32 protein-coding genes and 1 pseudogene are annotated in these 23,432 nt (G+C 64.5%); 24 read left to right on the forward strand and 9 right to left on the reverse strand.

Annotation, left to right across the window (positions count from 1 at the left end; all coding sequences use genetic code 11):
- Positions 1–9: 9 nt before the first annotated feature.
- From ACYVG8_RS17225 to ACYVG8_RS17340, 24 genes are all read left to right on the forward strand, one after another.
- The gene (locus ACYVG8_RS17225; protein WP_036385411.1) at positions 10–441 is read left to right on the forward strand and encodes a Mor transcription activator family protein; all 432 of its coding nucleotides are present in this window, start codon (positions 10–12) and stop codon (positions 439–441) included.
- Positions 442–534: 93 nt separating this feature from the next.
- Positions 535–942, forward strand: a complete 408-nt coding sequence (locus tag ACYVG8_RS17230) for a M15 family metallopeptidase (protein ID WP_028498391.1) — start codon at positions 535–537, stop codon at positions 940–942.
- Complete coding sequence (locus ACYVG8_RS17235) at positions 942–1,181, forward strand: hypothetical protein (RefSeq protein WP_107888611.1); 240 nt, start codon at positions 942–944, stop codon at positions 1,179–1,181. Before ACYVG8_RS17230 ends, ACYVG8_RS17235 begins: the two co-directional genes overlap by 1 nt.
- Before the next feature lie 11 nt (positions 1,182–1,192).
- The gene (locus ACYVG8_RS17240; RefSeq protein ID WP_281659919.1) at positions 1,193–1,798 is read left to right on the forward strand and encodes a hypothetical protein; all 606 of its coding nucleotides are present in this window, start codon (positions 1,193–1,195) and stop codon (positions 1,796–1,798) included.
- The gene (locus ACYVG8_RS17245; RefSeq protein ID WP_107888609.1) at positions 1,795–2,025 is read left to right on the forward strand and encodes a TraR/DksA C4-type zinc finger protein; all 231 of its coding nucleotides are present in this window, start codon (positions 1,795–1,797) and stop codon (positions 2,023–2,025) included. Before ACYVG8_RS17240 ends, ACYVG8_RS17245 begins: the two co-directional genes overlap by 4 nt.
- Positions 2,001–2,225: a hypothetical protein gene (locus tag ACYVG8_RS17250; protein ID WP_028498377.1), complete on the forward strand. Its 225-nt coding sequence runs from the start codon at positions 2,001–2,003 to the stop codon at positions 2,223–2,225. The genes ACYVG8_RS17245 and ACYVG8_RS17250 overlap by 25 nt, the downstream gene beginning before the upstream one ends.
- Before the next feature lie 229 nt (positions 2,226–2,454).
- Positions 2,455–2,814, forward strand: a complete 360-nt coding sequence (locus ACYVG8_RS17255; RefSeq protein WP_084299875.1) for a gp436 family protein — start codon at positions 2,455–2,457, stop codon at positions 2,812–2,814.
- Positions 2,811–3,461, forward strand: a complete 651-nt coding sequence (locus tag ACYVG8_RS17260) for a DUF1834 family protein (RefSeq protein WP_028498376.1) — start codon at positions 2,811–2,813, stop codon at positions 3,459–3,461. The genes ACYVG8_RS17255 and ACYVG8_RS17260 overlap by 4 nt, the downstream gene beginning before the upstream one ends.
- 76 nt (positions 3,462–3,537) lie before the next feature.
- Positions 3,538–4,959: a phage tail sheath C-terminal domain-containing protein gene (locus ACYVG8_RS17265; protein WP_460746412.1), complete on the forward strand. Its 1,422-nt coding sequence runs from the start codon at positions 3,538–3,540 to the stop codon at positions 4,957–4,959.
- Between the two features lie 63 nt (positions 4,960–5,022).
- The gene (locus ACYVG8_RS17270) at positions 5,023–5,397 is read left to right on the forward strand and encodes a hypothetical protein (RefSeq protein WP_028498374.1); all 375 of its coding nucleotides are present in this window, start codon (positions 5,023–5,025) and stop codon (positions 5,395–5,397) included.
- Positions 5,394–5,873, forward strand: coding sequence for a hypothetical protein (locus ACYVG8_RS17275; RefSeq protein WP_107888607.1), 480 nt, complete (start codon positions 5,394–5,396; stop codon positions 5,871–5,873). The genes ACYVG8_RS17270 and ACYVG8_RS17275 overlap by 4 nt, the downstream gene beginning before the upstream one ends.
- The gene (locus tag ACYVG8_RS17280) at positions 5,846–6,004 is read left to right on the forward strand and encodes a hypothetical protein (protein WP_156952474.1); all 159 of its coding nucleotides are present in this window, start codon (positions 5,846–5,848) and stop codon (positions 6,002–6,004) included. The genes ACYVG8_RS17275 and ACYVG8_RS17280 overlap by 28 nt, the downstream gene beginning before the upstream one ends.
- A gap of 29 nt (positions 6,005–6,033) precedes the next feature.
- On the forward strand, positions 6,034–7,671 hold the full coding sequence (locus tag ACYVG8_RS17285) for a hypothetical protein (protein WP_460746414.1): 1,638 nt from the start codon (positions 6,034–6,036) through the stop codon (positions 7,669–7,671).
- Complete coding sequence (locus ACYVG8_RS17290) at positions 7,671–8,951, forward strand: DNA circularization protein (protein WP_028498370.1); 1,281 nt, start codon at positions 7,671–7,673, stop codon at positions 8,949–8,951. The genes ACYVG8_RS17285 and ACYVG8_RS17290 overlap by 1 nt, the downstream gene beginning before the upstream one ends.
- Positions 8,935–10,008 (forward strand): phage baseplate assembly protein, encoded by a 1,074-nt coding sequence (locus tag ACYVG8_RS17295; protein ID WP_036385268.1) that lies wholly within the window; start codon positions 8,935–8,937, stop codon positions 10,006–10,008. The genes ACYVG8_RS17290 and ACYVG8_RS17295 overlap by 17 nt, the downstream gene beginning before the upstream one ends.
- A gap of 12 nt (positions 10,009–10,020) precedes the next feature.
- Positions 10,021–10,647: a phage baseplate assembly protein V gene (locus tag ACYVG8_RS17300; protein WP_112692266.1), complete on the forward strand. Its 627-nt coding sequence runs from the start codon at positions 10,021–10,023 to the stop codon at positions 10,645–10,647.
- Between the two features lie 125 nt (positions 10,648–10,772).
- Positions 10,773–11,132, forward strand: coding sequence for a phage GP46 family protein (locus ACYVG8_RS17305; protein WP_028498368.1), 360 nt, complete (start codon positions 10,773–10,775; stop codon positions 11,130–11,132).
- A complete protein-coding gene (locus tag ACYVG8_RS17310; protein ID WP_460746415.1) occupies positions 11,132–12,193 on the forward strand; it encodes a baseplate J/gp47 family protein in 1,062 nt (353 codons plus the stop codon). The genes ACYVG8_RS17305 and ACYVG8_RS17310 overlap by 1 nt, the downstream gene beginning before the upstream one ends.
- Positions 12,193–12,762, forward strand: a complete 570-nt coding sequence (locus tag ACYVG8_RS17315; RefSeq protein ID WP_460746417.1) for a YmfQ family protein — start codon at positions 12,193–12,195, stop codon at positions 12,760–12,762. Before ACYVG8_RS17310 ends, ACYVG8_RS17315 begins: the two co-directional genes overlap by 1 nt.
- A gap of 13 nt (positions 12,763–12,775) precedes the next feature.
- Positions 12,776–13,963: a phage tail protein gene (locus ACYVG8_RS17320; RefSeq protein WP_460746418.1), complete on the forward strand. Its 1,188-nt coding sequence runs from the start codon at positions 12,776–12,778 to the stop codon at positions 13,961–13,963.
- An 8-nt stretch (positions 13,964–13,971) separates the two neighbouring features.
- Positions 13,972–14,343 carry a tail fiber assembly protein gene (locus tag ACYVG8_RS17325; RefSeq protein WP_460746420.1) on the forward strand — a complete coding sequence of 124 codons (372 nt, stop codon included), beginning with the start codon at positions 13,972–13,974 and terminating at the stop codon, positions 14,341–14,343.
- A 156-nt stretch (positions 14,344–14,499) separates the two neighbouring features.
- Positions 14,500–14,628 carry a hypothetical protein gene (locus ACYVG8_RS17330; protein WP_255420193.1) on the forward strand — a complete coding sequence of 43 codons (129 nt, stop codon included), beginning with the start codon at positions 14,500–14,502 and terminating at the stop codon, positions 14,626–14,628.
- Between the two features lie 13 nt (positions 14,629–14,641).
- Complete coding sequence (locus tag ACYVG8_RS17335; protein WP_460746421.1) at positions 14,642–15,832, forward strand: gp53-like domain-containing protein; 1,191 nt, start codon at positions 14,642–14,644, stop codon at positions 15,830–15,832.
- Positions 15,833–15,841: 9 nt separating this feature from the next.
- Entirely contained in the window at positions 15,842–16,213 is a 372-nt protein-coding gene (locus ACYVG8_RS17340; RefSeq protein ID WP_112692263.1) for a tail fiber assembly protein, read from the forward strand.
- A 43-nt stretch (positions 16,214–16,256) separates the two neighbouring features.
- Here ACYVG8_RS17340 and ACYVG8_RS17345 read toward each other — a convergent pair whose 3' ends face one another.
- From ACYVG8_RS17345 to ACYVG8_RS17385, 9 genes and pseudogenes are all read right to left on the reverse strand, one after another.
- Positions 16,257–17,030, reverse strand: coding sequence for an ABC transporter permease (locus tag ACYVG8_RS17345; protein WP_107888598.1), 774 nt, complete (start codon positions 17,028–17,030; stop codon positions 16,257–16,259).
- A gap of 14 nt (positions 17,031–17,044) precedes the next feature.
- On the reverse strand, positions 17,045–17,716 hold the full coding sequence (locus tag ACYVG8_RS17350; protein WP_028498362.1) for an energy-coupling factor ABC transporter permease: 672 nt from the start codon (positions 17,714–17,716) through the stop codon (positions 17,045–17,047).
- Positions 17,717–17,787: 71 nt separating this feature from the next.
- Positions 17,788–18,198 (reverse strand): CZB domain-containing protein, encoded by a 411-nt coding sequence (locus ACYVG8_RS17355; protein WP_233495217.1) that lies wholly within the window; start codon positions 18,196–18,198, stop codon positions 17,788–17,790.
- Between the two features lie 24 nt (positions 18,199–18,222).
- Positions 18,223–18,501: pseudogene (locus tag ACYVG8_RS17360) on the reverse strand (methyl-accepting chemotaxis protein); the annotation flags it as partial.
- 578 nt (positions 18,502–19,079) lie between these two features.
- The gene (locus ACYVG8_RS17365) at positions 19,080–20,597 is read right to left on the reverse strand and encodes a TadE/TadG family type IV pilus assembly protein (protein ID WP_028498361.1); all 1,518 of its coding nucleotides are present in this window, start codon (positions 20,595–20,597) and stop codon (positions 19,080–19,082) included.
- The gene (locus tag ACYVG8_RS17370; RefSeq protein WP_036385262.1) at positions 20,597–21,178 is read right to left on the reverse strand and encodes a TadE/TadG family type IV pilus assembly protein; all 582 of its coding nucleotides are present in this window, start codon (positions 21,176–21,178) and stop codon (positions 20,597–20,599) included. Before ACYVG8_RS17370 ends, ACYVG8_RS17365 begins: the two co-directional genes overlap by 1 nt.
- Positions 21,175–21,720, reverse strand: coding sequence for a TadE/TadG family type IV pilus assembly protein (locus ACYVG8_RS17375; protein WP_460746423.1), 546 nt, complete (start codon positions 21,718–21,720; stop codon positions 21,175–21,177). Before ACYVG8_RS17375 ends, ACYVG8_RS17370 begins: the two co-directional genes overlap by 4 nt.
- Positions 21,717–22,496, reverse strand: a complete 780-nt coding sequence (locus ACYVG8_RS17380; RefSeq protein WP_036385372.1) for a tetratricopeptide repeat protein — start codon at positions 22,494–22,496, stop codon at positions 21,717–21,719. The genes ACYVG8_RS17375 and ACYVG8_RS17380 overlap by 4 nt, the downstream gene beginning before the upstream one ends.
- On the reverse strand, positions 22,496–23,431 hold the full coding sequence (locus ACYVG8_RS17385) for a type II secretion system F family protein (protein ID WP_036385260.1): 936 nt from the start codon (positions 23,429–23,431) through the stop codon (positions 22,496–22,498). Before ACYVG8_RS17385 ends, ACYVG8_RS17380 begins: the two co-directional genes overlap by 1 nt.
- Between the last annotated feature and the right edge of the window lies 1 nt (position 23,432).

Genomic DNA, 23,432 nt, shown 5'->3' on the forward strand with positions numbered 1-23,432 from the left:
GCAACCGGCATGAAACTGGAACAAGTCGAATACCTGTTGCCGGAAATGGCCCGGCTGATCGCCACCCTGATCGGCCTGCCGCGCACGCTGAGCCTGATCGAGGCCTGGGGCGGGACCACCTTCCCGGTCAGCAAGAACAAGCGCCGCGACGGACAGATCCGCTACGACGCGCTGGCCGAAGTGGTCGGCGTCGAGGCGGCCGACATCCTGACCCGCCACTTCGGCGGCGAGGTGCTGGCGATTCCGCGCTGTGCGGCAGCCATGCGCGAAGTGCGCGACCGCATGATCCGCGCCGAGTTCGACGCGATGACGCGGGAACACGCCGCCCTGTTCGCCGCCAACCAGCTGGCACGCAAGTACCAGATGACCGAGCGCAACGTATGGCTGGTCCTGAAGAAAGCCGACCAGCTTGCCGACAGCACGCAGCCGGCCCTGTTCTAGCCTGCCGGCACCCGGCTTACTGAAGCCTGTCACCACGCCCCGCCCGGGGCGTTTTTTTATGCTGGTGCCGTTCCGTTTCCTGCGAATTTCATCATGGCAAGCCGCCGAATCGAAGACCTTCATCCCGACCTGCAGCCGTTGTGCACTGCCTTTCTGCGCCAGTGCCGTGCGGCCGGCATGGACCCGCTGATTACCTGCACGTACCGAGATGGCGCCGAGCAGGACGCGCTGTACGCGCAGGGCCGCACCCGGCCCGGTCCGCGCGTGACCAACGCCCGTGCCGGCCAGTCCGCACACAACTTCACCCTGGGCGGCAAGCCGGCCGCCCGTGCCTTCGACGTGGTGCCGCTGATCAACGGCAAGGCGATGTGGGATGCCGCGCACCCGCACTGGCAGCAGATGGGCCGCATCGGCGAGCAACTGGGCCTGAACTGGTACGGCAGGCCGACCGCCCGCTTCCGCGAGTTCCCGCACTTTGAACTGGCGAAGGGCGGGGCGTGATGCGCTGGTCCGAGCTGCTCACCCACGCCGACAGCGGCCGCCTGAGCCACACCAAACTGTGGGCGAACATCGCCAGCGCCTCGTCGACCGGCATGTTCATCTATCAGGGCATCCACGACACGCTGACGTCGGAAACCTGGCTGATCTACCTCGGCCTGGTCGGCGGCTATGCCGCCGCGCTGCGGCTGATCGCCGCCTGGCGCAGCCGGCCCCGGCCGCAGGACCCGCCAACGACCTGAAAGGACTGCCGATGTTCGACCTGAAACCCACCCCGCTGTCGCTTGCGCTGCGCGTCGGCGCGCTGCTGCTGCCGCTGGCCGTGGCCGGCTGGTTCGGCTTCGATGCCGGCCGCCGCCATGCTGCCAGTGACTGGCAGACCAGGCTGGCCAGCCTGGACGCCAGCCATGCCCGTGCGCTGCAGACCATGGCCGATGCCCGCGCCGCCGAGCTTGGCGCAGCGCTGATCGAGCAGCAGCGCCTCGATGCGCTGGCGCAGCAGACCGGACGGGAACTGATTGCAACCCGCGCCCGGCTGGCCGACAGCCGGCGCGAACTGACCCGGAGAATCGACGATGCGACCCGTCATGATGGCGACCGCTTTACTGGCCTCGGCCCTGACAGCCTGCGCGTCTACCGCGCCGCCCTCGGCTACCCCGAACGTGATCCGGCTGTGCCCGCAGCCGACGCCGGACATGCTGCACAAGCCGGTGCGGCCACCGGCGCCGACACCGGGCTACCGGCGGCCGACCTCCTTGAACACGCCGCCGACTACGGCCAGTGGTGCCGCCAGCTCGACGCCCAACTGAGCGCCTTCCTTCGCCTGCATGGCGAGCCGGGTGCGGAGACCCCCGAATGACTGATTACTACGACCGCGCCCAGGCGCTGGAGGCGCGGCAGCGCGAGGCGGCGCTGGCAGCGCATCGCGCAGGCCATGCCGGCGCCGGGCAGGACCACTGCGAGGACTGCGACGGCGAAATCCCGGTGCCACGCCGTGCCGCCGTGCCGGGCTGCACCCGCTGCGTCGCCTGCCAGGCCCGCCACGAACAACGGAGAAGCCGATGGCCGATGAACACAACGAACTGACCCGCGCGCTGGGGCGCATCGAAGGCAAGCTGGACATGATTGTCGCCAGTCAGGCCAGCCAGAACGAGCGTCTCGACGCCATGGACGAGCGCCTGCGCCATGTCGAGCAGCAGGCGGCCCGGGTCGGCGCCATCAGCGGCGGCATCGTCGCCATCGGCACCGCACTGGCCGTCGAAATGGTCCGCCGCGCAATCGGCTGAATACCGCATCCGGCAGGAAGAAAAGGGCTGTCCCCTCCAGGGGCAGCCCTTTTTGCTGCCCGTCGTTCGCGCCGACCCGGTCGTCAGCCTACTGAAGGCGCCCGGCTGCCGGCCACCCGGGGCCGGGCGGCACACTGCACGGCATGGCACATCGATATTTCTCCCTCGCCGCATCGACGGCGCAACCCATCCCGGACCGGCGTACCGCGTCCGGCAAGGAGGCTTGAACGTGTACGCGACCCAAGACGACATGGTGCTGCGTTTCGGCGCAGCGGAAGTGATCGCGCTGACCGACCGCAACAACAGCGGTCGCATCGACGACGCCGTACTGGCCCGGGCGCTGGACAGCGCCAGCAGCGAAATCGACGGCTACCTGGCCGTGCGCTACCCGCTGCCGTTTGCCACCACGCCGAAGATCCTGACCGGCTATGCGTGCGATATCGCCCGCTACCGGCTGTGCGGCGCCGCCACCCAGACCAGCCTCGACATCCGCGAGCGCTTCCGCGACGCACAGCGTTTCCTCGAACTGGTCGCGGCCGGCACGCTGACGCTGGGCCGCCTGCCGGCCGGCGGGAGCACGCAGCCATGATCCTGATCCGGACCGAGAACGCCATCATCGAGCGACTGCGGCAGGGGCTGGGACAACTGGTGCGCGAGGTCGGCAGCTATGGCGGCGAACTGGACGAATCGCTGCCGGACGCAATCCGTCGCTTTCCGGCCGCGTGGGTGACCTTCGGCGGCATCAGCCAGACCGTAGCGCACGGCACCAGCCGGCAGAAATTCAGGGCGACCGGGCAGTTCGTGGTCATGGTCGCCGACCGCAGTGTGCGCGGCGAGGCCGCCGGCCGCCATGGCGGTGCCGGCCCGGGCGAAGTCGGCAGCTATCCGCTGGTCTACGCGGTGCGCCGGCTGCTGTCGGGCCAGGACCTTGGCCTGCCGATCGACGCGCTGCTGCCGGGCCGCGTGCGTTCGCTGTCCGGCGTGCAGACCAGCGCCCAGGCGCTGTCGGTATTCGCTTGCGATTTCCAGACCGCCTGGATCGAGGACGCGCTGCCGCGCGGCCACTGGCCTTCCCCGCAACACCCGGCCGAGCCGGACAGGATTTTTGCGCAATACGCCGGCCGGCTGGAACAGCCTGCTCCGGACTGGTTGCGTACCGGACTCGACTACCACCTGACCCCGGACGATGGCGTCGCCGACGCCCGGGATCTCATTTCCACCAGGAGCGAAGCATGAAAGCAGACGCCGCGTCCGGCTTCACCGGTCACACCCACGATTCGCACGTAGTGCAACAACAGAAAGGAGCCGCGTAATGGCCAGCCCGAACATCAGTTTCGACAGCATCCCGGCCAGCATCCGCAAACCGGGCAAGTATTTCGAGTTCAACACCAAACTGGCCGTGCGCACCCTGCCGGGCAACCTGCAGAAGGTACTGGCCATCGGCCAGCGCCTGGCCACCGGCACCCAGCCGGCGCTGGCACCGGTCGACGTGTTCAGTGACGAGCAGGCCGCACAGCTGTTCGGTCGCGGTTCCGCCGCCCACCTGATGGCGCGCGCCGCCATCACCGCCAATCCGTACCTGCAACTGACCGTGATCGCCGTCGACGACGCCGAAGCCGCCGTGGCTGCCACCGGCACCGTCACCGTGACCGGCCCGGCTACCGGCGCCGGCGTGGTCAGCCTGTCGGTCGGTGCGACCCGCGTCGACGTCGCCGTCGCCAGCGGCGACACCGCTGCCGCCATCGCCACCGCGCTCAAGGTCGCGCTGGACAAGAAGGCCGACCTGCCGCTGACCGCCACGGTCGAAGCCGGCGTGCTGACGCTGGCCGCCCGCCACAAGGGCAGCTTCGGCAACGGCATCGTGCTGAAGAGCGCGGTTACCGCCCCGGGCGTGTCCGCCACCGTGGTGGCGATGGCCCATGGCGCCGTCGATCCGGACCTGGCGCCGGCCCTGGCCGCCGTCGTGGCTGGCGGTCACAACCTGATCGTCAGCCCGCTGGCCGACAGCGTCAGCCTGGGTGCGATCCGCGACCACCTGGAGTTCGTCTCCGGTCCGATGGAACAGCGCGGCGCGGTCGGCGTGTTCGGCCATGCCGGCAGCCTGGCCAGCGGCTCCACCCTGGCCGGCCTGATCAACAGCGGCCGCGTCACCGGTGCCTGGCACCGTGGCTCGGTGCGCCTGCCGGCTGAAATCGCCGCCGGCTACGCCGCCGTGCTCGCCTTCGAGGAAGACCCGGCCCGCCCGCTGAACACCCTGGAAATCAAGGGCCTGGACGTGACCGGCATCGACCAGTGGCCGAGTCGCACCGAACAGGAAAACGCGCTGTACCACGGCCTGACCCCGCTGGAAGTCGGCCCCGGCGACCGCGTGCAGATCGTGCGTGCCATCAGCACCTACACCCGCGACCCGCAAGGCGTCGACGACGTGGCGCTGCTCGACATCACCACCATCCGCACCCTGGACTACGTCCGCAAGGCCTGCCGCGAACGCATCAGCCTGCGCTTCCCGCGCGAAAAGCTCAGCGAGCGCACGCCGGACAAGGTCCGCTCCGAGCTGCTGGATGTGCTCTACAAGCTGGAAGAGCTGGAAATCGTCGAAGCGGTGGACGCCAACAAGGCCGGCCTGATCGTCGAACGCGACAGCCAGGACGTGAACCGCCTCGACGCCAAGATCCCGGTCGACGTGGTCAACGGTCTGCACGTGTTCGCCGGTCGCATCGACCTGCTGCTGTAACCACCACCCGGGGGCGGTAACCCGGTCCGGAAAGACCGCCCCCAACCCATCAGGAGAATTCAAATGGCACTTCAGGAATACGCCGGCGCCATGGCGCTGGAAGTCGACGGCAAGGAAATCGAAGTCATCGACCTCAATGTCGTCACCAAGACCGGCCGCAAGCTGGTGAAAACCATGACCCGCAGCGGCCGTGCCAAGGGCTACTCGAAGGGCGTTGCCGAATATTCGCTCGACCTGACCGTGGCGATCCCGCTGTCCGGCGACCTCGACTGGGAAGCGATCGACAAGGCCAAGCTGACCATCTACCCGGCGACCGGCGACGGCCAGCGCGAAAGCTACCTCGACTGCTTCGTGATTGAAATCGGCAACAAGTTCACCGTCGACAGCGAAGGCCGTCGCACGCTGAAGCTGCAATCGCTGCGCCGGGTGATCGAATGACCATGACCCTGCTGGAAAAGCTCAAGCACGCCGGCGCTGCCCGCTACCCGGTTGCGCTCGGTGACGCCAGCCTGACGCTGCGCCTGCTGTCCGAAAAGGACTACGGCGCAGCCGGCCTGGCCGCTCACCTGGCGTTTGCCGATGTCGAGCTGACGCCGACCAGCGGCGAGCTGTACGAGCGGCATCTGGCCGACCTGCTGCTGGCGCAGGCCGTGCTCGACCCGGAGACCGGCAAGCCGGTGTTCGAGTCGGCCGACCAGCTGGCGGAAACGCTGACCCGCGAACAGAAGGTCTTCCTGCTCGACGAGTACCTGGGCTTCGAGCGCGATTACAGCCCGACGCGGATGAGCGACGACGCCTTTGACGCCTTGCTCGACGAGGTAAAAAAAACGCCACAGACAGCGCGTTTGAACGCTTCAAGTACCGCCACGCTGAAAAGGCTGGTGCGGTGTTTGGCAAGCCAGCTGTCGAACTGACCGAAGCCGAGTGGCTGTACCTGCTGGCGATGTCGCGGGCAGTCGCCGATGAGGACAACGGCGCCGGCGCCTCTGCTGCCGGTCGCCGCGTCACATCGCAACGCCGCCGGATTCCCGCCGAAGGCAAGTGACGGGGAATGGTCGCAACGGAAGGGCGCGGGTGAAAGCCCGCGCGCCTTTCCATTACCTACAGGTCAAGAATGCTATGAGTAAACAGTCATCCTCTTCGGCTGTAAAAGAGATTAATTCCGACAACGATCCGCAACTGGCCGCCATCCGGAAGTTCAATAATTCCCGCTGGGCCCCGAAAGTGCTCTCGGGGGCAATGACTGCCATTTCTGTGCCGGGGCAAATGATTGGGCTTGCCGAGAGCACAAAGGCGAACCGGGAGTACTGGGCGAGAGTCAAGGCCTTGCGGGCGGCCAATGCCTCGCTGGATGCCAGGGAAGCCGAGGCACTGGGCCAGTTTGTGGACTGGCTGTCTCCCGACGCCTATCAACCTTCCAAAGACATGCTGGGCGCGGCCGAAGTATTCAACAAAGCCAGGTACGCAGCAGCAGACAACAAAGAGAGTACGCGCCAAAGCGGGCGTGCCGCGACGGTCTATCAGGTCGCGCCGAGCGATGTGGCCGGCATGGATCTCGCACTGTCCCAACAGATGGGCATCGACCGTTCGCGGGTGGGTGCCGTGCACAACCTGCTTCAGGTCCACCGCAAGAGCAGGAACATCGATATCGGTCAACTTTCACGCGGGGATTCGACCCTGTGGCAGGAAGCTGCTGCCGTCGGTATCAATGGCGAGAAAGGGCTGAACCTGACCGCTTCGCTGCTGCCGGAACTGATGCGCTCGTCCGGCAAGAACGATCCGAAATGGGCGGCAGCGGAGGCTGCGCACGGGCTGAGAAATCTGGCTGATCCGACAGTGCTCAAGCAGATCGGCCAGGTTACCGGCATCAATACCCGCCGGTATGTGAAGGATGGCAAGTTCACCGGCGAGAATGGGGTGGACGGCATCCTTGGCCTTTCGGATGCGCTGGCGAAAAAAGGCCTGACAACCGAGGCATCGCTGAAAAAGGCCGGCATTACCAACCCCTCGCTGGTGCCGACACTGGTCGCGATGAGCAGTCGGACTGCGGCCATCCGTGCCCGGATGGATCAGGCATCCCAAAGCGCCGCAGCCAAGCCTCTCGAGGCCGAACTGGCGGCGTTCAAAAACTCGGATAACGGCAAGACCAGGATGCGTGAAGTCCAGGCCGAGCGGGACAAGCTTGCCCCTCCCGTCACGCTGGTGCGCGAGGGCTGGGACAAGCTCATGCCAATAAAAATGGACGATCCGTGGGCATTGTTCGGAGGCGCTGTGCTGACCGGGGCTGCCAGCGAGGCATTCAATATGGTTCCGATGCCATACAAGGCGGCGGCCGGGGGCGTCGCATGGGCCGCTGCGCTGGGCTATATCGCGTCCAAGGTCACCAAGGAAGATCACGAAAAAACGGCCAGGCGAATGGCTGTCACCCGCTTCGGCAAGGACATCAGTCCGCCGGTATTCAAACCGCTCCCGATTTCCAGCCCGCAACAGGCCGTCCGCAAATTCGACCCGGCCCTGCAACGGCAGGCCGCAGGCCGCTTTGGTCTGGGCGAGACGCCGCGTTCACCCCGGCTCGATCGGGCAGCAAACAGTGCACAGAAAGCCGGCAGCACCATGCAGAACATCAATATCAGCGTGAACCTCCATGGGCTGGCTGACAAGATCTTCTCCATCGTCACCGAAGCCAACACCCGCAACGCAAGGAGACAATAATGGCCTGGGAATACACCCTGCTCGACGCGTCGTTCCGTGGCGTGCCCTTCGATTGCCTGGAAACCGAGGACAGCGCCAGCCGCGCCGTGGCCAGCCATGAATACCCGTACCTGGACGGCGCCGACGTCGAGGACCTCGGGCGCAAGGCGCGTACGGTCAAGATCACGGCCTTCTTCCATGGCGACAGCTATGAATCGCGGCTGCAGACCCTGCTGGCGGTGCTGGACCAGGGCGGGACCGGTGAACTGATCCACCCGGTGTTCGGCAGCATCAAGGACGCGCTGCCGACTGGCTACACCATCTCCCACAAAGGCGAAACGCCGGACTCGTGCACGGTGGTGCTGAACTTTACCGAGGCCACGCCGGGCAACCCGTTCTTCGTCCGCCAGCTGCCGCTGCAACTGGCCGACGTGATTTCCCTGCTGATGTCGGCTGCCTTCGGCAACGGCGCCGGTGCCTTCTCGTCGGTGTTCGACACACTGAAGGGAATCAAGAACAACCTGGCACGGCTGAATGCGCTGCGCAGTGTGCTGACCGGCACGCTGAGCAATATCCGCAGCCAGATCAGCGGCGTGATTGGCACTACCCTGGACATGATCGACTACCCGCGCGCCTTCGCCAGCGATGTGGTGGGCATGATGCGCGGCATGGCCGAGCAGTGCGGTTTCGGCAGCGGCGCGGTGCTGTCCGACTGGAAAAGCCTGGTGCGCCAGTTCGATGGCGTGGTCCAGTTGCCGGCCCGGGTCGCGGCCGGCACGGTGTCGACCACGGCCGGCAGCAGCGGCTCGGGTTCCGCTGCCGCGAATGCCGCCGTCCAGCCGGTCGGCGCCCATGCCGACGATGTCGCGCTGGTGACGGCCATGGTGCGGGTGGCGGCCTCGACCGCACTGGCCGAGACCGCCGGGCAGATTTTTGCGGCCGAAGCCGAACAGCCAACGCTGTCGCCGCAGGAGATCGAGCAGATCAGCAATGACGTGCGCGAATCGCTGCAGGCGAGCATCGATGCCTGGCGCGACCTGCTGCCGGTCGAGACCGCCCGCCCGGTGACCGAATCGCTGAAGGATGCCGCACTCGGCGTGCAGCGTGCGGCCGTGTCCGTGATCGACGTGCTGCCGCCGCTGGTGACACGCCGCGTCGAGGCGCCGGGCAACCTGCACCTGCTGGCCTTCCGCTGGTACGGCGACTACAGCCGCGCCGGCGAACTGGCCCGGCTGAATCCGACCCTGATCAACCCCAATGGCCTGCAGACCGGAGACACGCTGAATGCCTACGCCCGATAACACCGTATCGCTGCTGATCGGCGGCAAGGTCCACAGCCAGTGGAGCAGTTATGACCTGGACTCCAATCTGGAGACGATTGCCGATGCCTGGCATGTGACGCTGGGTCTGCCACGGGGCGAAGTGCCGGCCATTGTCGACATCGGCGCCACCATCCAGGTGCGCGTTGGTGCCGACACGGTGATGACCGGCTACATCGACGAGATCGAAGAGTCGATCGACAAGGGCGGCCACACGCTGATGCTGAGCGGTCGTGACCTCGGCGGCGTGCTGGTCGACTGCTCCGCACCGCTGCTGAACCGCAAGCAGATCACGCTGGCCGAGCTGATGGCCGATGTCGTCCGGCCGCTTGGTATCGACAAGATCCAGTTCGATCCGAAGTATGCGCGGCGGCTGGAGAAAGTCGACGTCGAACCCGGCTCGACCGCCTGGGACCTGCTGAAAAAGCTGGTCGAAGCCAACGGCCTGTGGGCGTGGTTCCAGCCGGATGGCACGCTGGTGATCGACGGCCCCGACTACAGCCAGCCACCGGTGGCCAGCCTGGTGATGCGCCGCGCCGGCCGTGGCAACAACCTGGTCAGCCTGAAACGCCGTCGCAACATGACCGGGCTGTATTCGAAGATCACCGTGCTCGGTCAGTCGCAGGGCAATGCGCTCAACGCTGGCAAGCATGCCATCAAGGGAGTGGCGACCAACCCAGAGCTGAAACTGCAGCGTGAACTGATCCGGCCGAGAAACGACGTCGAGAACGACGTGCTGGCCGGACTGGCCGCCCGCAAGCTGATGGCGGATGCCCGGCGCGGCAGCTTTGCGCTGACCGCCGTGGTCAGTGGCCATCGCACCAGCGACGGCGTGCTGTGGGAACCGGGCCAGCGCATCCATGTGCTGTGCGAGCCGCACGACATCGACGGTGAGTACTTCCTGATGTCGCGCAAGTTCCAGGGTGGACGCGAGCAGCAGGCGACCACCACGCTGACCCTGGTCGAGGACGGCGTATGGGTCGTGGATGCCGATCCGGGCAAATGGACCCGCCGCGCCAGACGCGGCAGCAAGAAATGACAGGAGAACATGATGTGGAATGATGTGGACCAACGAATCCAGCGGGCAATGTCGGGCGTACGCCAGGCGTTTCGCGGCGTGCTGACGCGCGCCGACAGCGCGTCGGCCACGCAACTGGTCCAGGCTGACGGCCTGGCCGGCGAGCGCTTGCAGGACAACGAACTGTTCCAGCACTACGGCTTTACCTCGAACCCGCTGCCGGGAACGATGGCGGTGGTGCTGCCGATTGGCGGACGAACCAGCCACGGCATCGTGATCGCCACCGAGCACGGCAGTTACCGGCTGAAGGCGCTCGAAGCCGGCGAAGTGGCGCTGTACACCGACGAGGGCGCGAAGATCGTGCTGAAGCGCGGACGGGTGATCGAGACCGAGTGTGACGTGTTTCGCGTCAACTGCAAGCAGTGGGAGGTCAATGCCAGCGACAAGGCCGACTTCAACACGCCGATGCTGACTGCCAGCGCCCAGCTGACCGCCCAGGGCCAGTTCAGCGGCAATGGCGGCATGGCGCTGCAGGGCGGCAGCGGTGCGGCGATCACCGGCGGGCTGACCGCGACCGCCGACGTGGTGGCCGGCGGCAAGAGCCTGATGAGCCACACCCACCCGGGCGACTCCGGCGGCGTGACCGGCGCGCCGAACTAGGCTGTGCCATACCCGATGCAGAAAGGCAGCGCGATGCGCTGCCTTTCTGCATTTATGGCCGGCTGTCGCTGTGCACTGAAAGCACCCAACTGAGCGCCATCCGGGCCGCCCGGCACAATCGGTTCATGGACGCTCTTATCGACCCGCAAACCGGCGACTACGCCGGTACCCGCACCGACACCCTGGCCAACGCAGTCTACCTGCGGCTGATGACGCCGCTCGGCAGCTACTGGGCCGATCCGACGCTGGGCTCGCGCCTGCATGAACTGCAGCGCGAGAAGGATGTCAGCCGCGTTGCCGTACTGGCCCGCCAGTACAGCGAACAAGCGCTGGCCCCCCTGCTCAAGGACGGTCGCGCCACCCTGATCGACGTCACCACCTCGCGGCCCGACACGCCGTCGACCGGCTGGCTGGCGCTGCAGATCGGGGTGACGGACGCCAGCGGTCGTCTCCATCACTTCCAACATCCCGTGAAGGTGGCCTGATGCCGTTTACCGTACCCGCTTTCGCCAGCATTCGCGACGCCCTGCTGCGCGACATCAAGAACCAGCTGCCCGACGCCGACACCGGCGCCGACAGCGACTATTTCATCCGCGCCACCTCGGTGGCCAGCGCGGTCGAGGGGCTGTACCAGCACCAGACCTGGATCGTGCGCCAGATTTTTCCCGACACCGCCGACCGCGAGTACCTGGAACTGCACGCCCGCGTGCGCGGCCTGAGCCGCAAGCCGGCGGTGGCTGCACAGGGGGTGTTGCAGGTGACCGGCACGCCGGGTGCGGCACTGTCGGCCGGTCTGACCGCCCGGCTGGGCGAGCAGAGCTATGTCACCACCCGGGCGGCAGCGATTGATGCGGCCGGCAAGGCCAGCGTCGCCATTGCTGCCGCCAGTGCCGGTACCGTGGGCAATGTCGGTATCGACACGACCGTCGAGCTGACTGCAGCCCCATCCGGCATATCCAGCCAGGCTGTCCTGCATGACATGACCGGCGGCGTCGACGAAGAATCGGACAGCGAACTGCTGGCCCGCCTGCTGGAACTGATCCGTCGCCCGCCGGCCGGTGGCAACAAGTACGACTACCGGCGCTGGGCGATGGAAGTCGCCGGCGTCTCGGCGGCCTATGTGTACCCGCTGCGCCGTGGCCTCGGCACCGTTGACGTGGTCATCACCGCCGGCGGCGCACTGCCGTCCGATGCCACGCTGGCCGCCGTGCAGGCGCATATCGACGACCTGCGCCCGGTCACTGCCCGCAACAGCCTGGTGCTGGCGCCGACGCCGAAGACCATCGACATCGACATCCGGGTCTCCCTGTCCGGGCTGACCCTGCCCGCCGCCCAGGCCCAGATCCAGGCCGCGCTGGCCGGCTACTTCAACCAGCTTTCGCCCGGTGACAGCGTGATCCGCAGCCGCATCGAGGCGCTGGTCTCCGACCTGCCCGGCGTGGTCGACCGCGCCATCGTCCAGCCGACGGCCAATGTGGTGCCGCTGGTCGACGCCGGCAAGGTCGAGTGGGTTCGCCTCGGCAACGTCACGGTGGGGGCGCTGTAATGAGCGGACATCGCGAGCTACTGACCCTGCTGCTGCCTCCGGTCAGCTACGCCCCGGACGGCAGCGCGCTGCGCACCGGCCTGCGGGCCGAGGGCGGCGCGCTCGACGCCACGCAGACCGGCGCCGGCCGGGTCCGGGGTGCGGTGACGCCGTTCTTCGCCGAACAACTGCTGCCGGACTGGGAGCGGGTGTGCGGCATCACCCCGTCGGTCGACATGCCCTACCAGCAGCGCCTGCAGAACGTGCTGGCCAAGCTGGCCGAAACCGGCGGACTCAGCATCCCGTACTTCATCCGCCTGGCGGCCGGCATGGGCTACCGCATCACCATCGCCGAACCCCAGCCGTTCCGCGCCGGCATCAACCGCGCCGGCGACCGGCTGTGGGCGGCCGACATCCACTGGGTATGGCAGGTGATCGTCCATGGCGGACAGCAACTCGTCTACCGCTTCCGCGCCGGCCAGTCTGCCGCCGGCGAACGCCTGACCGCGTTTGGCGACCCGGTCATCGAGGCGGTGATGAACGACCTGAAACCGGCGCACACCTTTGTGTACTTCGCATATCAATCCTGATTGAGAGGCTTCAATGCAACAGATCAATACGCCGGATGGCTTGTTCCATGACGGCGCCCCGTCCACCGGGGAACTGGGAACCATCGTCTCCGCCAGCTGGCTGAATAGCGTGGCGAATGAACTGGAAAACGTCGTTACCGGCCTCGGCGGCACGCTCGACCCGGCCCGTGACGACCAGATCAAGTCGCTGTTGACCGAGACGTTTGCCAGCAAGCACGACGCTGTCCTGACCGGCACGCCGGTCGCACCGACTGCGGCGGCCGGCACGGCAACCGACCAGCTCGCCACGACCGGCTTCGTCAGCAAGGCCATGAGCAAAAATACCGGCCTGCCGCTGCTGTTCCCTCTGTGGTGCCCGAACCGTGCTGCCATTCCGGCTGGCTACGCGCCGGCCGATGGCCAGGCGCTGTCGCGCAGTCTGTACCCGGATGCCTGGGCCGGCATCGCCGCCGGCAATGTGCCGGTCGCCACCGACGCCGCCTGGCTGGCCACGCCGACCGAGCGCGGCAAGTTCACGGCCGGGGATGGGGCGACCACGTTCCGGCTGCCGGACTACAACGGCAAGTCGGCGGGGAGTCTCGGGGCGGTGTTCATGCGCGGGGATGGGACGCTGTCGGCTGGGGCGGATGGGGTGATTCAGCCGGACGAGCTGCGGTCGCATGTGCACACCATCCCGTATGGCAACCTGCAGTTCCCCATCAGTTCGTCATCCGGGACGTCACTGGCCTACGCTGGCGGAGGCCAAATGACCGGCACATCTTCCGTGGGCGGCGCCGAGACCCGCCCCCTCAACGTCACCGGCTGCTGGGTCATTCGCCTGTTTGGCGCGGTGGTCAATCCCGGTGCGGCCGATGCGGCGCAACTGGCGACTGAACTCAGCAAGCTGGGGGCAGACAAGGTGCCGTTCATGGCTTTTCAGGGGGCGAACCAGTCGTTGGTGGCCAATGGCTACCAGAAATTGCCGGGTGGAATGATTCTGCAATGGGGGTCTGTAGGGGCACATGTTGGCACCGCAGTGGTCACATTCCCTGTCGCATTCCCAAATTTTCTTTGCTCTTATGCATGTCAACGCGGTGGTGCGGTATCAACTGTTCTAAGGCCAATCGAGGTCAATTCTCATTCGACTACCGGGATGGTTGTTGATGCCGCTGTTACTGATGCAGGTAAGCCAGCATTCCGCTGGATCGTCATCGGATGTTAAGGAGTTTTATGCGTTATTCAAAATCAAACAGTGGCTTCTATAGCCCTGAGATTCATGGCAATGCTATTCCGGCTGATGCGGTTGAAATCACTGGCGACGAGTACGCCGCACTGCTCGCTGGCCAGTCCGCCGGCCAGCGTATCGAGGCGGATGAGCATGGCCGCCCGGTGCTGCGCGATGCGCCGGCCCCGGACAACGACGCCCTGGCCGATACCGCCCGCGCCCGTCGCGATGCCCTGATCACCGCCACCGACTACCTGCTGATGCCGGACTACCCGATCGGCGCCGGACAACTGGCCGAAGTCCGCACCTATCGGCAGGCGCTGCGCGATCTGCCCTTGCAACCGGGGTTCCCGATACATATCGACTGGCCGCAGTGACAACCCTGGCGCCAGCAGGTGCCAAATTCATTACCTGCTGACATCTGGTGTGATTCTACTGATTGGCTACTGAACGGCTTCAGCTCCTGCCCCCTGTGCCCTTGCCCTGAAAATTCTGGCCATGGACACGTTGTCCATTTGACAGGAGGCAAGACCATGCAGGATGTGATGCACCCGATCGATACCCCGGAGCCGTATTTTGATGATGGCAAGCCGGTCATCAACAGCGTGATGGACGACCTCAAGCCGGCTTGCGCTGCTATGCGCATGGCCCATCAACACTGACCGGGAGACTGCGATGCAACAGATCGATACACCGGATGGCCTGTTTCATGACGGCTCGCCGTCCACCGGAGAACTGGGCACCATCGTTTCCGCTGACTGGCTGAACAGCGTGGCCAGGGAACTGGAAAATGTCGTGACCGGTCTTGGCGGCAGCCTGGACCCGGCTCGAAATGACCAGATCAAGTCGTTGCTGGTCGAGAAGCTGGCCAGCAAACACAATGCCGTGCTGACCGGCACCCCGGTCGCACCGACTGCGGAAGTCGGGACGGCAACTGACCAGCTCGCCACGACCGGTTTCGTCAGCAAGGCCATCGGCAAGAATACCGGCCTGCCGCTGCTGTTCCCCCTGTGGTGCCCGAATCGTGCCGCCATCCCGGCCGGCTATGCACCGGCAGATGGCCAGGCGCTGTCGCGCAGCCTGTACCCGGAAGCCTGGGCCGGCATCGCTGCCGGCAATGTGCCGGTTGCAACCGATGCTGCCTGGCTGGCCACGCCGACCGAGCGCGGCAAGTTCACGGCCGGGGATGGGTCGACCACATTCAGGCTGCCGGACTACAACGGCAAGTCGGCGGGGAGTCTCGGTGCGGTGTTCATGCGCGGGGATGGGATGTTGTCGGCGGGGGCTGATGGGGTGATTCAGCCAGATGAAATCCGGAGCCATGTTCATCCATTGTCTGGGCGTACTTATTCCGCACTGTCGACCGGCATCTCGAACGGTGGCGCAGGTAGTGGTGTTAATGGGTATCTGGTCACGGTCGCAGGGGAATCGACCGCACTACCTGCCGGTGGCGTCGAGACCCGCCCGCTCAATATCACCGGCTGCTGGGTCATCCGCCTGTTTGGCGCGGTGGTCAATCCCGGTGCGGCCGATGCGGCGCAACTGGCGACCGAGGTCAGCAAGCTGGGGTCGGACAAAGTGCCGTTCATGGCTTTTCTGGGGGCGAACCAGTCACTGGCCACAAGTGGCTATCAGCGGCTGCCGGGCGGGTTGATCTTGCAGTGGGGGATGTACTCGATTGCATCGGCGACGAATGTTGCAATTACATACCCAATGGCATTTCCGATGGGAACACTGGTTGCCGGGGCATTCCTTCCAAGCTTTGCTATTCCTGTGTCGACGCAGGCGTGGACGGCTTCCGGACTATCGGTTTATGCAGGATCGAACGTAACCACTAACGGCGTCTGGTTTGCGCTGGGGAAATAAGGGATACCAATGTTTTATTCAAAATCGACTAGTGGTTTCTATTCCGCCGAAATCCATGGCGACGCCATCCCTGCCGATGCCGTCGAAATCACCATCGACGAGCACACCACGCTGCTCGCCGGCCAGTCCGCCGGCCAGCGCATCAAAGCGGACGAATACGGCCACCCGGTGCTGTGCGATGCGCAACCCCCGAGCGACGACGCCCTGGCTGATACCGCTCGCGCCCGTCGCGATGCCCTTATCACCGCCACCGACTACCTGCTGATGCCGGACTACCCGATCAGCGCCGGGCAACTGGCCGAAGTCCGCGCTTACCGGCAGGCACTCCGCGACCTACCACTGCAACCGGGGTTCCCGCAGCATATCGACTGGCCGCAGTGACAACGTAAGCGCTAGTGAATGCCAGATCCGCCGCCTGCTGACATCAGCGTCCCAGACGACGGCGGATCAGCACCACGGCCAGCCAGTACGAGGCAACCGCATAAACAACCATGATCAGCACCGGCTGCAGCACCGACACCGGCCAGCCGCCATTGACCACCGGCCGGACCAGATTGATGGCCTGGGTCAGCGGCAGGGCACCGGCGACGGTCTGCAACCAGCCGGGCAACTGGGCGACCGGGTAGAACACGCCGGACAGCAGCACCATCGGGCTGATGACCAGGGTGAAGTAGTACATGAAGAAATCGTAGCTCGGCGACAGCGCGGTCATCACCAGCCCCATGGCGGAGAAGGTCAGGCCGGCCAGCAGCACGACCAGCATCAGCCATGGCGCGTCGGCAAGGCGCGTCAGGCCCAGTCCCCACATGACCAGAAAGATCGCCAGCCCGGACAGTACGCTCTTGCTGGCCGCCCACAGCCATTCGGCCAGCACCACGTCGTCGATGTCGATCGGCGCGTTGATGATGGCCAGCCAGGATTTCTGCACGTGCATGCGCGAGAACGCCGAGTACAGCGCCTCGAAGGTGGCGCTGTTCATGGTCGAATAGCACAGCGTGCCGGCAGCGAGAAACTGCAGGTACGGCACGCCGTCGACCTGTGGCAGCAGACTGCCGATGCCGAAACCGAGGCCGAGCATGTACAGCATCGGATCGGCAAGGTTGCCGAGTACCGACGGCACGGCCAGTTTTTTCCACACCAGGAAATTGCGCTGCCAGACCGGCCAGAAGCGCAGGCTGAAACTCGGCAAGGCGGTCATGCGGACTCCGGCATCTAAAGAGGGGGTTTGTTGTACAGGTAGCGACGGTCGTCGAAAGTGGCGACCCAGTGCGGCTTGTAGACGACGAAGATCGACATCATCAGGCCAGTGGTGAACGCCTCGGACCAGGACAGCAGGAAATAGAACGGCAGCACGTCGTACAGCAGCTCGTCGGCCGGATAGGCGCCGGCCAGGCCCAGCGTGGCGACCAGCAGCAGTGCGCTGGCGAAGAAGCTGGCCCCGCCGATCAGAAAGGCGTTGAGAAACAGATAAATGAAATAATTGGCCGGCAGGAAGCGCTGCGCCAGTCGCAGGGCCACGCCGGTGATCGTGACCGGGCAGGCGACGCAGATCAGGAAAATCAGCCCCAGCGACCCCCAGTCCAGCGTGCCCCAGGCGGCCAGGGCAAGCAGCACGATGGCCATGCCGATCATGGCCATCCACGGGCCGGCCAGCAGGGTGAATGCGGTGCTGCCGAGCAGATGGAACGACAGCCCCGGCTTGAAACCGCCACTCAGTTGCCAGAACAGGATGATGACGACGCAGGCGCCCATCCATGCATTCAGCGCCACCGGGTCCAGTTTGCGCCAGCGCACCCGGGTCGCCGCCAGACCGAGCACGGCCAGCGCGCCGGCACCGGCGGTCAGCAGGATCGGGGGGGAGAAGAAGTCGGCGGGCAGGTTCATGCGGCGGCTGGAGCGGGGCAGGGGATAAAGTCATCATATCACCTGTCCCGCATCCGGCCCGCCGCACGGGGTTACTTGCCGGTCGCGGCCTGCAGCCGGGTCTGCATGCAACTGGCCTCGGCCAGTTGCGCCAGCAGCTCGGTCACGTGGTTGGACGCGTCTTCCATCGCGGCCAGTGCGTCCGCCGCGTGCTTGAAATCGCCGGCGTTCAGCGCTGCAACCGCATTGCGGCCATATTCGTGCACCTGCTGGTGCGGCGTTTCCAGACGGTGGAACACGGCGCTGTCACCGCATTGCTGCGCGCCGCGACCGTCGTAGTACCACTTGCCCATCCGGCAGTGCTGATGGCTGCAGATATCGTGCTCGTCCAGTTTGACCAGGCCGAGGAAGGCCTTGTAGATACTGAGCTTGAAAGCAAAGTGGTCGAGACGCACGATATCGAGGAAGCTGGCATGCGCCGCTTCGGCAATGGCGCCGGCCATCTTGCCGCTGTGGCGAACCAGCACGTTGACGGTATGCGTGGTTTCCAGGCTGGTGGCGTGATAGGCGCGGGCCTGCTCGGCCGTGCTTTCCACCTGGTGGCGTGCGTCCTGGGTACCGGTGACGATGGTGTTGACCAGGGTGGCGATCTCGCTGGTCGCCTGGCTGGTGCGCTCGGCCAGCTTGCGGACCTCATCGGCCACCACGGCAAAACCGCGCCCCTGCTCGCCGGCACGCGCAGCCTCGATCGCTGCGTTCAGCGCCAGCAGATTGGTCTGGTCGGCAATGTCGTGGATCAGTTGCACGAAGCGGCCGATATTGCCCGAGTGTTCGGACAGGGTATCGATGCGGGTTGCGGTCTCGGACTGGGCGCTGACCATGTGGTCAAAGCTGTCGGAAATACCGCTCAGCGCAGTTTCGCTGCTGCTCAGCGTCTGCGTGGCTTCACAGGCGGTATCGAATTCGTGGTCGAGCTGTCCGGCCAGTTCGGCGAACGAGGCGCGGATGGCCTCGACGCTGTCACAGCAGCGACCGAGGGCGGCGTTGTAAGCCCCCTGACGGGCCAGCCGGCGTTCGTGTTCGTCCAGTTGCAGCCGGGCATCGGCCAGTTCGGCGCGCGCCTGGACCAGGTCCTCCTCCAGCTCGGCGGCGCGTTGTGTCAATTGCTCATTGCGCTCGGTCAGCGCGGCGCGTTCTCGTCGTCCAGTAAAAATCATGATTATTATGGTTTTCCGTCTGTCCCGGCCCGGGCTGGGGGTCTGTATGAAGTTAGGCGGCTCGTCTTGCGCGGGCCGTTCCGGCCACGCAAGCGAGTCTAATACCTTGTCATTTCAGCGCGGACTTGATCTTGATCAAGATCAAGTTAATGACATTGGGGTTGTGCCTACTTCACCAGCCGCAGTTCGCTCAGTTGACCGGCGATGTTCTGGAAGATGGTCTGCAGGTCGCTCCCACTCGGTGCATGGTAGTAGGCTTCACTGGCACAGTTGCGCATGACGTTCTGGATCGATGGGCTACTGGCGTCCGAGCCAAAGGTGATGGTCCAGATTTTGATTCCATCGTTGCGGGCTGCAGAGCAGGTTGCCAACAGCAACCTGTCGAGGGTGCCCTGCGAATCGTCATAATTTTGGTTGTTTTTTAAATACAGACGGCCATATGGCGGCAGATTGGCGCCACCGTCACCTGACACATAATTGTCTACATTACCCACGTAATAACCATTTTTTTGCGGGGGAAGCGCTGACAGCTTTGGCGTGCCAAATTGGTTGAAACGGGCTGCACTCCATCCTCCCAATTGGCCATTTTTCCCATCCGTCATGATAATCATTGCTTTAGTCAGGAAACTGTCCCTGTCTTGAGGTAACGTAGTGCTACCCCAACCATCGCTCCCTCGCCAGGTTGGCGATAGCATCCTCCATCCCCATAGCGTACCCGTTGCAATTGCTGTACCTCCATAGGCGTACATTGCATTGATGCCAGACTTAATGGTTTTTGCATTGCTGGTAAGAAATGTTGTCGGACTTGGAACGCAATAGCCATTATCAAATTGAAAACGTGCCTCCCAATAGCTAGAGACAACATTGGTGCTGTAATAGGGAGTGAAAGATTTGCTGGATGGAGACAATACTTTGGGAGGATTGGGCTGCAAACCATTGCTTTCTTGTGGCTCAACGATGCATCCATCCCATGATCCAATCGAGGTGAATGGTTGGACGGACCCATTCTTGAGCCAGCGCACAGGTTTTGCGCCGCTTGCGTCTCTTACATTGACCGTACTGGCAAATGGTACCAACCCAATATTGAAATTCGAGTCGGTGTCTCCATTGCCAAATAGGGTATCCACTAGCGTGTTGGCGGCTTTTTTCAATGCGGTTAGCCGTGTCTGGCCACTACCAGCCGAGTCGTCCATTGACTTGGTATTGTCCAGAACCATCACCAGCTCCAGATCGCGGCGGTTCTTGCGCATTGCGGTATTGCCGGCGACCAGAGGCATGGTCTTGGTAACCAGAAAGCCGGCGACCAGCAGTGGCAATTCGCCAGTGGCTTGCATGCTGATCGTCTGGCCGGTACGCGCTTCGCCACTGACCGTGACCACAACCTTGCCAATGTCGTAACTGCTGCCCATATAGCCGTCCGGCATGTTGGCACGCAGATAACCGATTGCATCCTGCTTCCATGCATCCTGCGAGGCCTGATTAGGCGAGCTACCAAGGTTGCCGAGGTTGCGACCGGCGGCCAGCACAGCCGAATCCAGCGCACTTTGCATCCGTGACTGCACCAGGTTGTAGCGCATGATGTCGATGGCGGCAAACAGGCTCAGCGTGATTGACATCATGCTGAACAGAAACACGATGGTCACCGAGCCACGCTGACACCGGATGGACAAGGGAAGGTCTGTCATCACTCGAAGGTATCCAGATCGTTGAAGCGTGGGCGGAAATACACGCGCCGGTACAGCTCTGTAGTCGGAAGCTTGTCCTTCGGCAGGAACAGCGCCAGCGCCTGGAATGGGGTGAAGGTGTACATCACTTCGACGACCACGGTATTGTCCCTGGCATAGAACGGAAAGCCGGCCGGCAGCGGTTTTGCAGCACTTATTTGCGTCGTTGCCTTGGACTTCCAGCCAGGAGCGCTTCGCTGCCAGGCAATCTTTGGTTTGGCCACGCCGCCATCATTGACCACGGTGATGACCACCATACCGTTTTCCGCCATATCCAGCGGCTGGGCACTGACCGCCGCTGCCTGCCAGTACACGCCAATATTGCTGCTGTCACTGGGGCTGTTGCTGTCGTGCAGGCTCGGCCGCTGCGCAACCATGTCGCCGATTGAGAAGGCGGTGCGCTCAACGATGCTGAGTGCGCGCAGGTATTGGTGCAGTTCGGAAAAGCCGAGCAGGATACACAGGAACAGTGGAGCGAGCATCGCCAGTTCGAGGCCAGCTGCGCCACGTTCATTGCGGCAGTGAAAGAATAAGCGGCTCATGATTCGTTCTGTATCACGATGCGGCGTTCAAAATGATACAAGCCCATGTTGAGCAGATTGAGGATGCCGGTGAATGATGGACGGTCGAACCAGACCCGGTATGAAACGATGTCGCCGCGGCCACCGGCACCAGTGAGGCCCATGTCCGGATCCCATTTGTTATTGCCATTGATGTCAGTGAAACTGCCGGTACAGGTGCCTGTTTTCTGGTAGGAGTCGTCTCCACACGGTTCCGGTTGGCCGACATTGGCAAACGATGAATAGACCCGGGTTTCAATATGCAGCCGAGACGGATTGCCAACCCAGTCGCCGACACCGGCCCAGATGATGTCGCGGATCGCTTCTTCGCGGGTTTTCCCTGTCGGAACGGAGGTAGTGATGCCGAGTCGGGTTGCGGCACGAACACTGCGTTCAAGGAAGCCGTCGGTCAGCATGGCGATTGCAATATCGAGCGTGCCGATAATCAGCAAAAGCAGAAAGGGCGATACCAGCGCGAACTCGAGCGCTGAGGCGCCGCTGTCGCCGCGCCAGCGCCGGATCATGAGCCTTTGCCCTGCTGGCCGAGCCGGGCTCGCACGGCACGATAGAAGCGCAGATTGTCCTGTACCTGGCTGTCTGGCAGGTCGATCTGCAGGATGCGCTCGGCGGCATCGGCATTGCCGAGCATGCCGTAGGCCAGCGCCAGGTTCTGCCGGCCCTGGGGCGGAGCGGACGGGACATTGGCCAGGTCGAGCAGCATGTTGGCACCGGCGCGCGGCTGGTGCGACAGGATCAGCGACAGGCCGAGATTGTTGCGCAGCGCCATGTCGGCCGGATGGGCGGCCAGCCCGGCGCGATAGGTCGCCTGTGCCTGGGCGTGATCGCCTTTCAGGTCATAGGCGACGCCGAGGCCGGCCAGCGCCTGGGCATCGTCGGGCCGCTGGGCCAGCAGCGCCTGGTAGCGGGGGATGGCAGCGTCCGGCTGGCGCTGGCGCAGGTCGATGCGGGCCAGACCGAGGGTGGCTGCGCGTGCCTCGGCGCCATGGGGCGGCAGGGCGGCATAGGCCTGGCGCGCCTGCTCCAGTTCATTGGCCAGGAACAGGCTGTCAGCCAGACCGAGGCGGGCCGGGGCCGAGTCCGGTGTCGCGGCCAGCACTTTGCCGAACAGCGTTGCCGCCATGCTGGTGTCACCACTTTCGAGTGCACTGCGCGCCAGGCGCAGGTCGGCATCCGGCGACGACAGATTGGATGCCACGGTGCGCGAGGGAGCTGCATAGGTGCCGCAAGCGGACAGCGCGGTGGCAAGCAGCAACGGGAACAACAGGGATGCGCGGGACATTAGCGGCCTCCAAAAGCGGACATCAGGTTCAGTGCGGCGGGACCGCCAGCAATCAGCACCACGGTTGGCAGGATAAATACGATCATCGGCACAGTGATCTTGGTCGCCAGCTTGGCGGCCTGCTCCTCCAGTGCCAGCATGCGTGTATTGCGTTCGGTTCGGGCCAGCATGCGCAGCGACTGGGTAATCGGCGTACCGTATTGCTGGGCCTGGATCAGCGTCGCCACCAGGCTGCGCACCGATGGCGTGCCGACCCGGTCGGCGAGGTTGCGCAGCGCGGTGTTGCTGTCGCCGCTGAGCTGCAATTCGCCGGTGGTCACTGTGAGTTCATCGGCCAGCGCCGGGCACACCCGTTCCAGCTCGCGTGCGCTGCGGCCCATGCTGGCGGCCAGGCTGTAACCGGCGTTGGTGCAGATCACCAGCAGGTCGAGCGCGTTCGGCAGTGCAGACTCGATCTGCCGCTGCCGGTTCTTTACCCGGTGCTTCAGTGCGTACTCGGGCAGGATCAGCCCGATGACAAAAGCACCGATGCCGGCCAGTGCGCGCATCGACAGGGTAGTGCCAAGCAGGTCGGGTGCCGATGTCTGCTGTACCAGCACCAGTGCCATTCCGCAGCCGAGCTTGGCACAGGCCAGGATGGACAGGGCAAGTGGACTACGCAGCCCGGCCTGGCGCAGCACAGTGGCCAGCCGGGTGCGCTGCATCGCATCAAACAGTGGCAGGCTGTCGCCAAACCTGGCTACTCGTCGCAGAAGTCGCTTTAGTGGTGGCATATTGATGCTGGCGCTTGAGCCAGGGCGCGCTTCGGTCAATGTGCGCAGGCGTGTGGAAACGCGATTGCCGACGCCAGAACGTGCACTGATATAGAACAGCGCTGCGGCGCAAATGACAGCGAACAGCAGCAGATCGACCAGAGTATCCAGTTCAATGGGCATG

The organism is Microvirgula curvata, assembly GCF_054781615.1.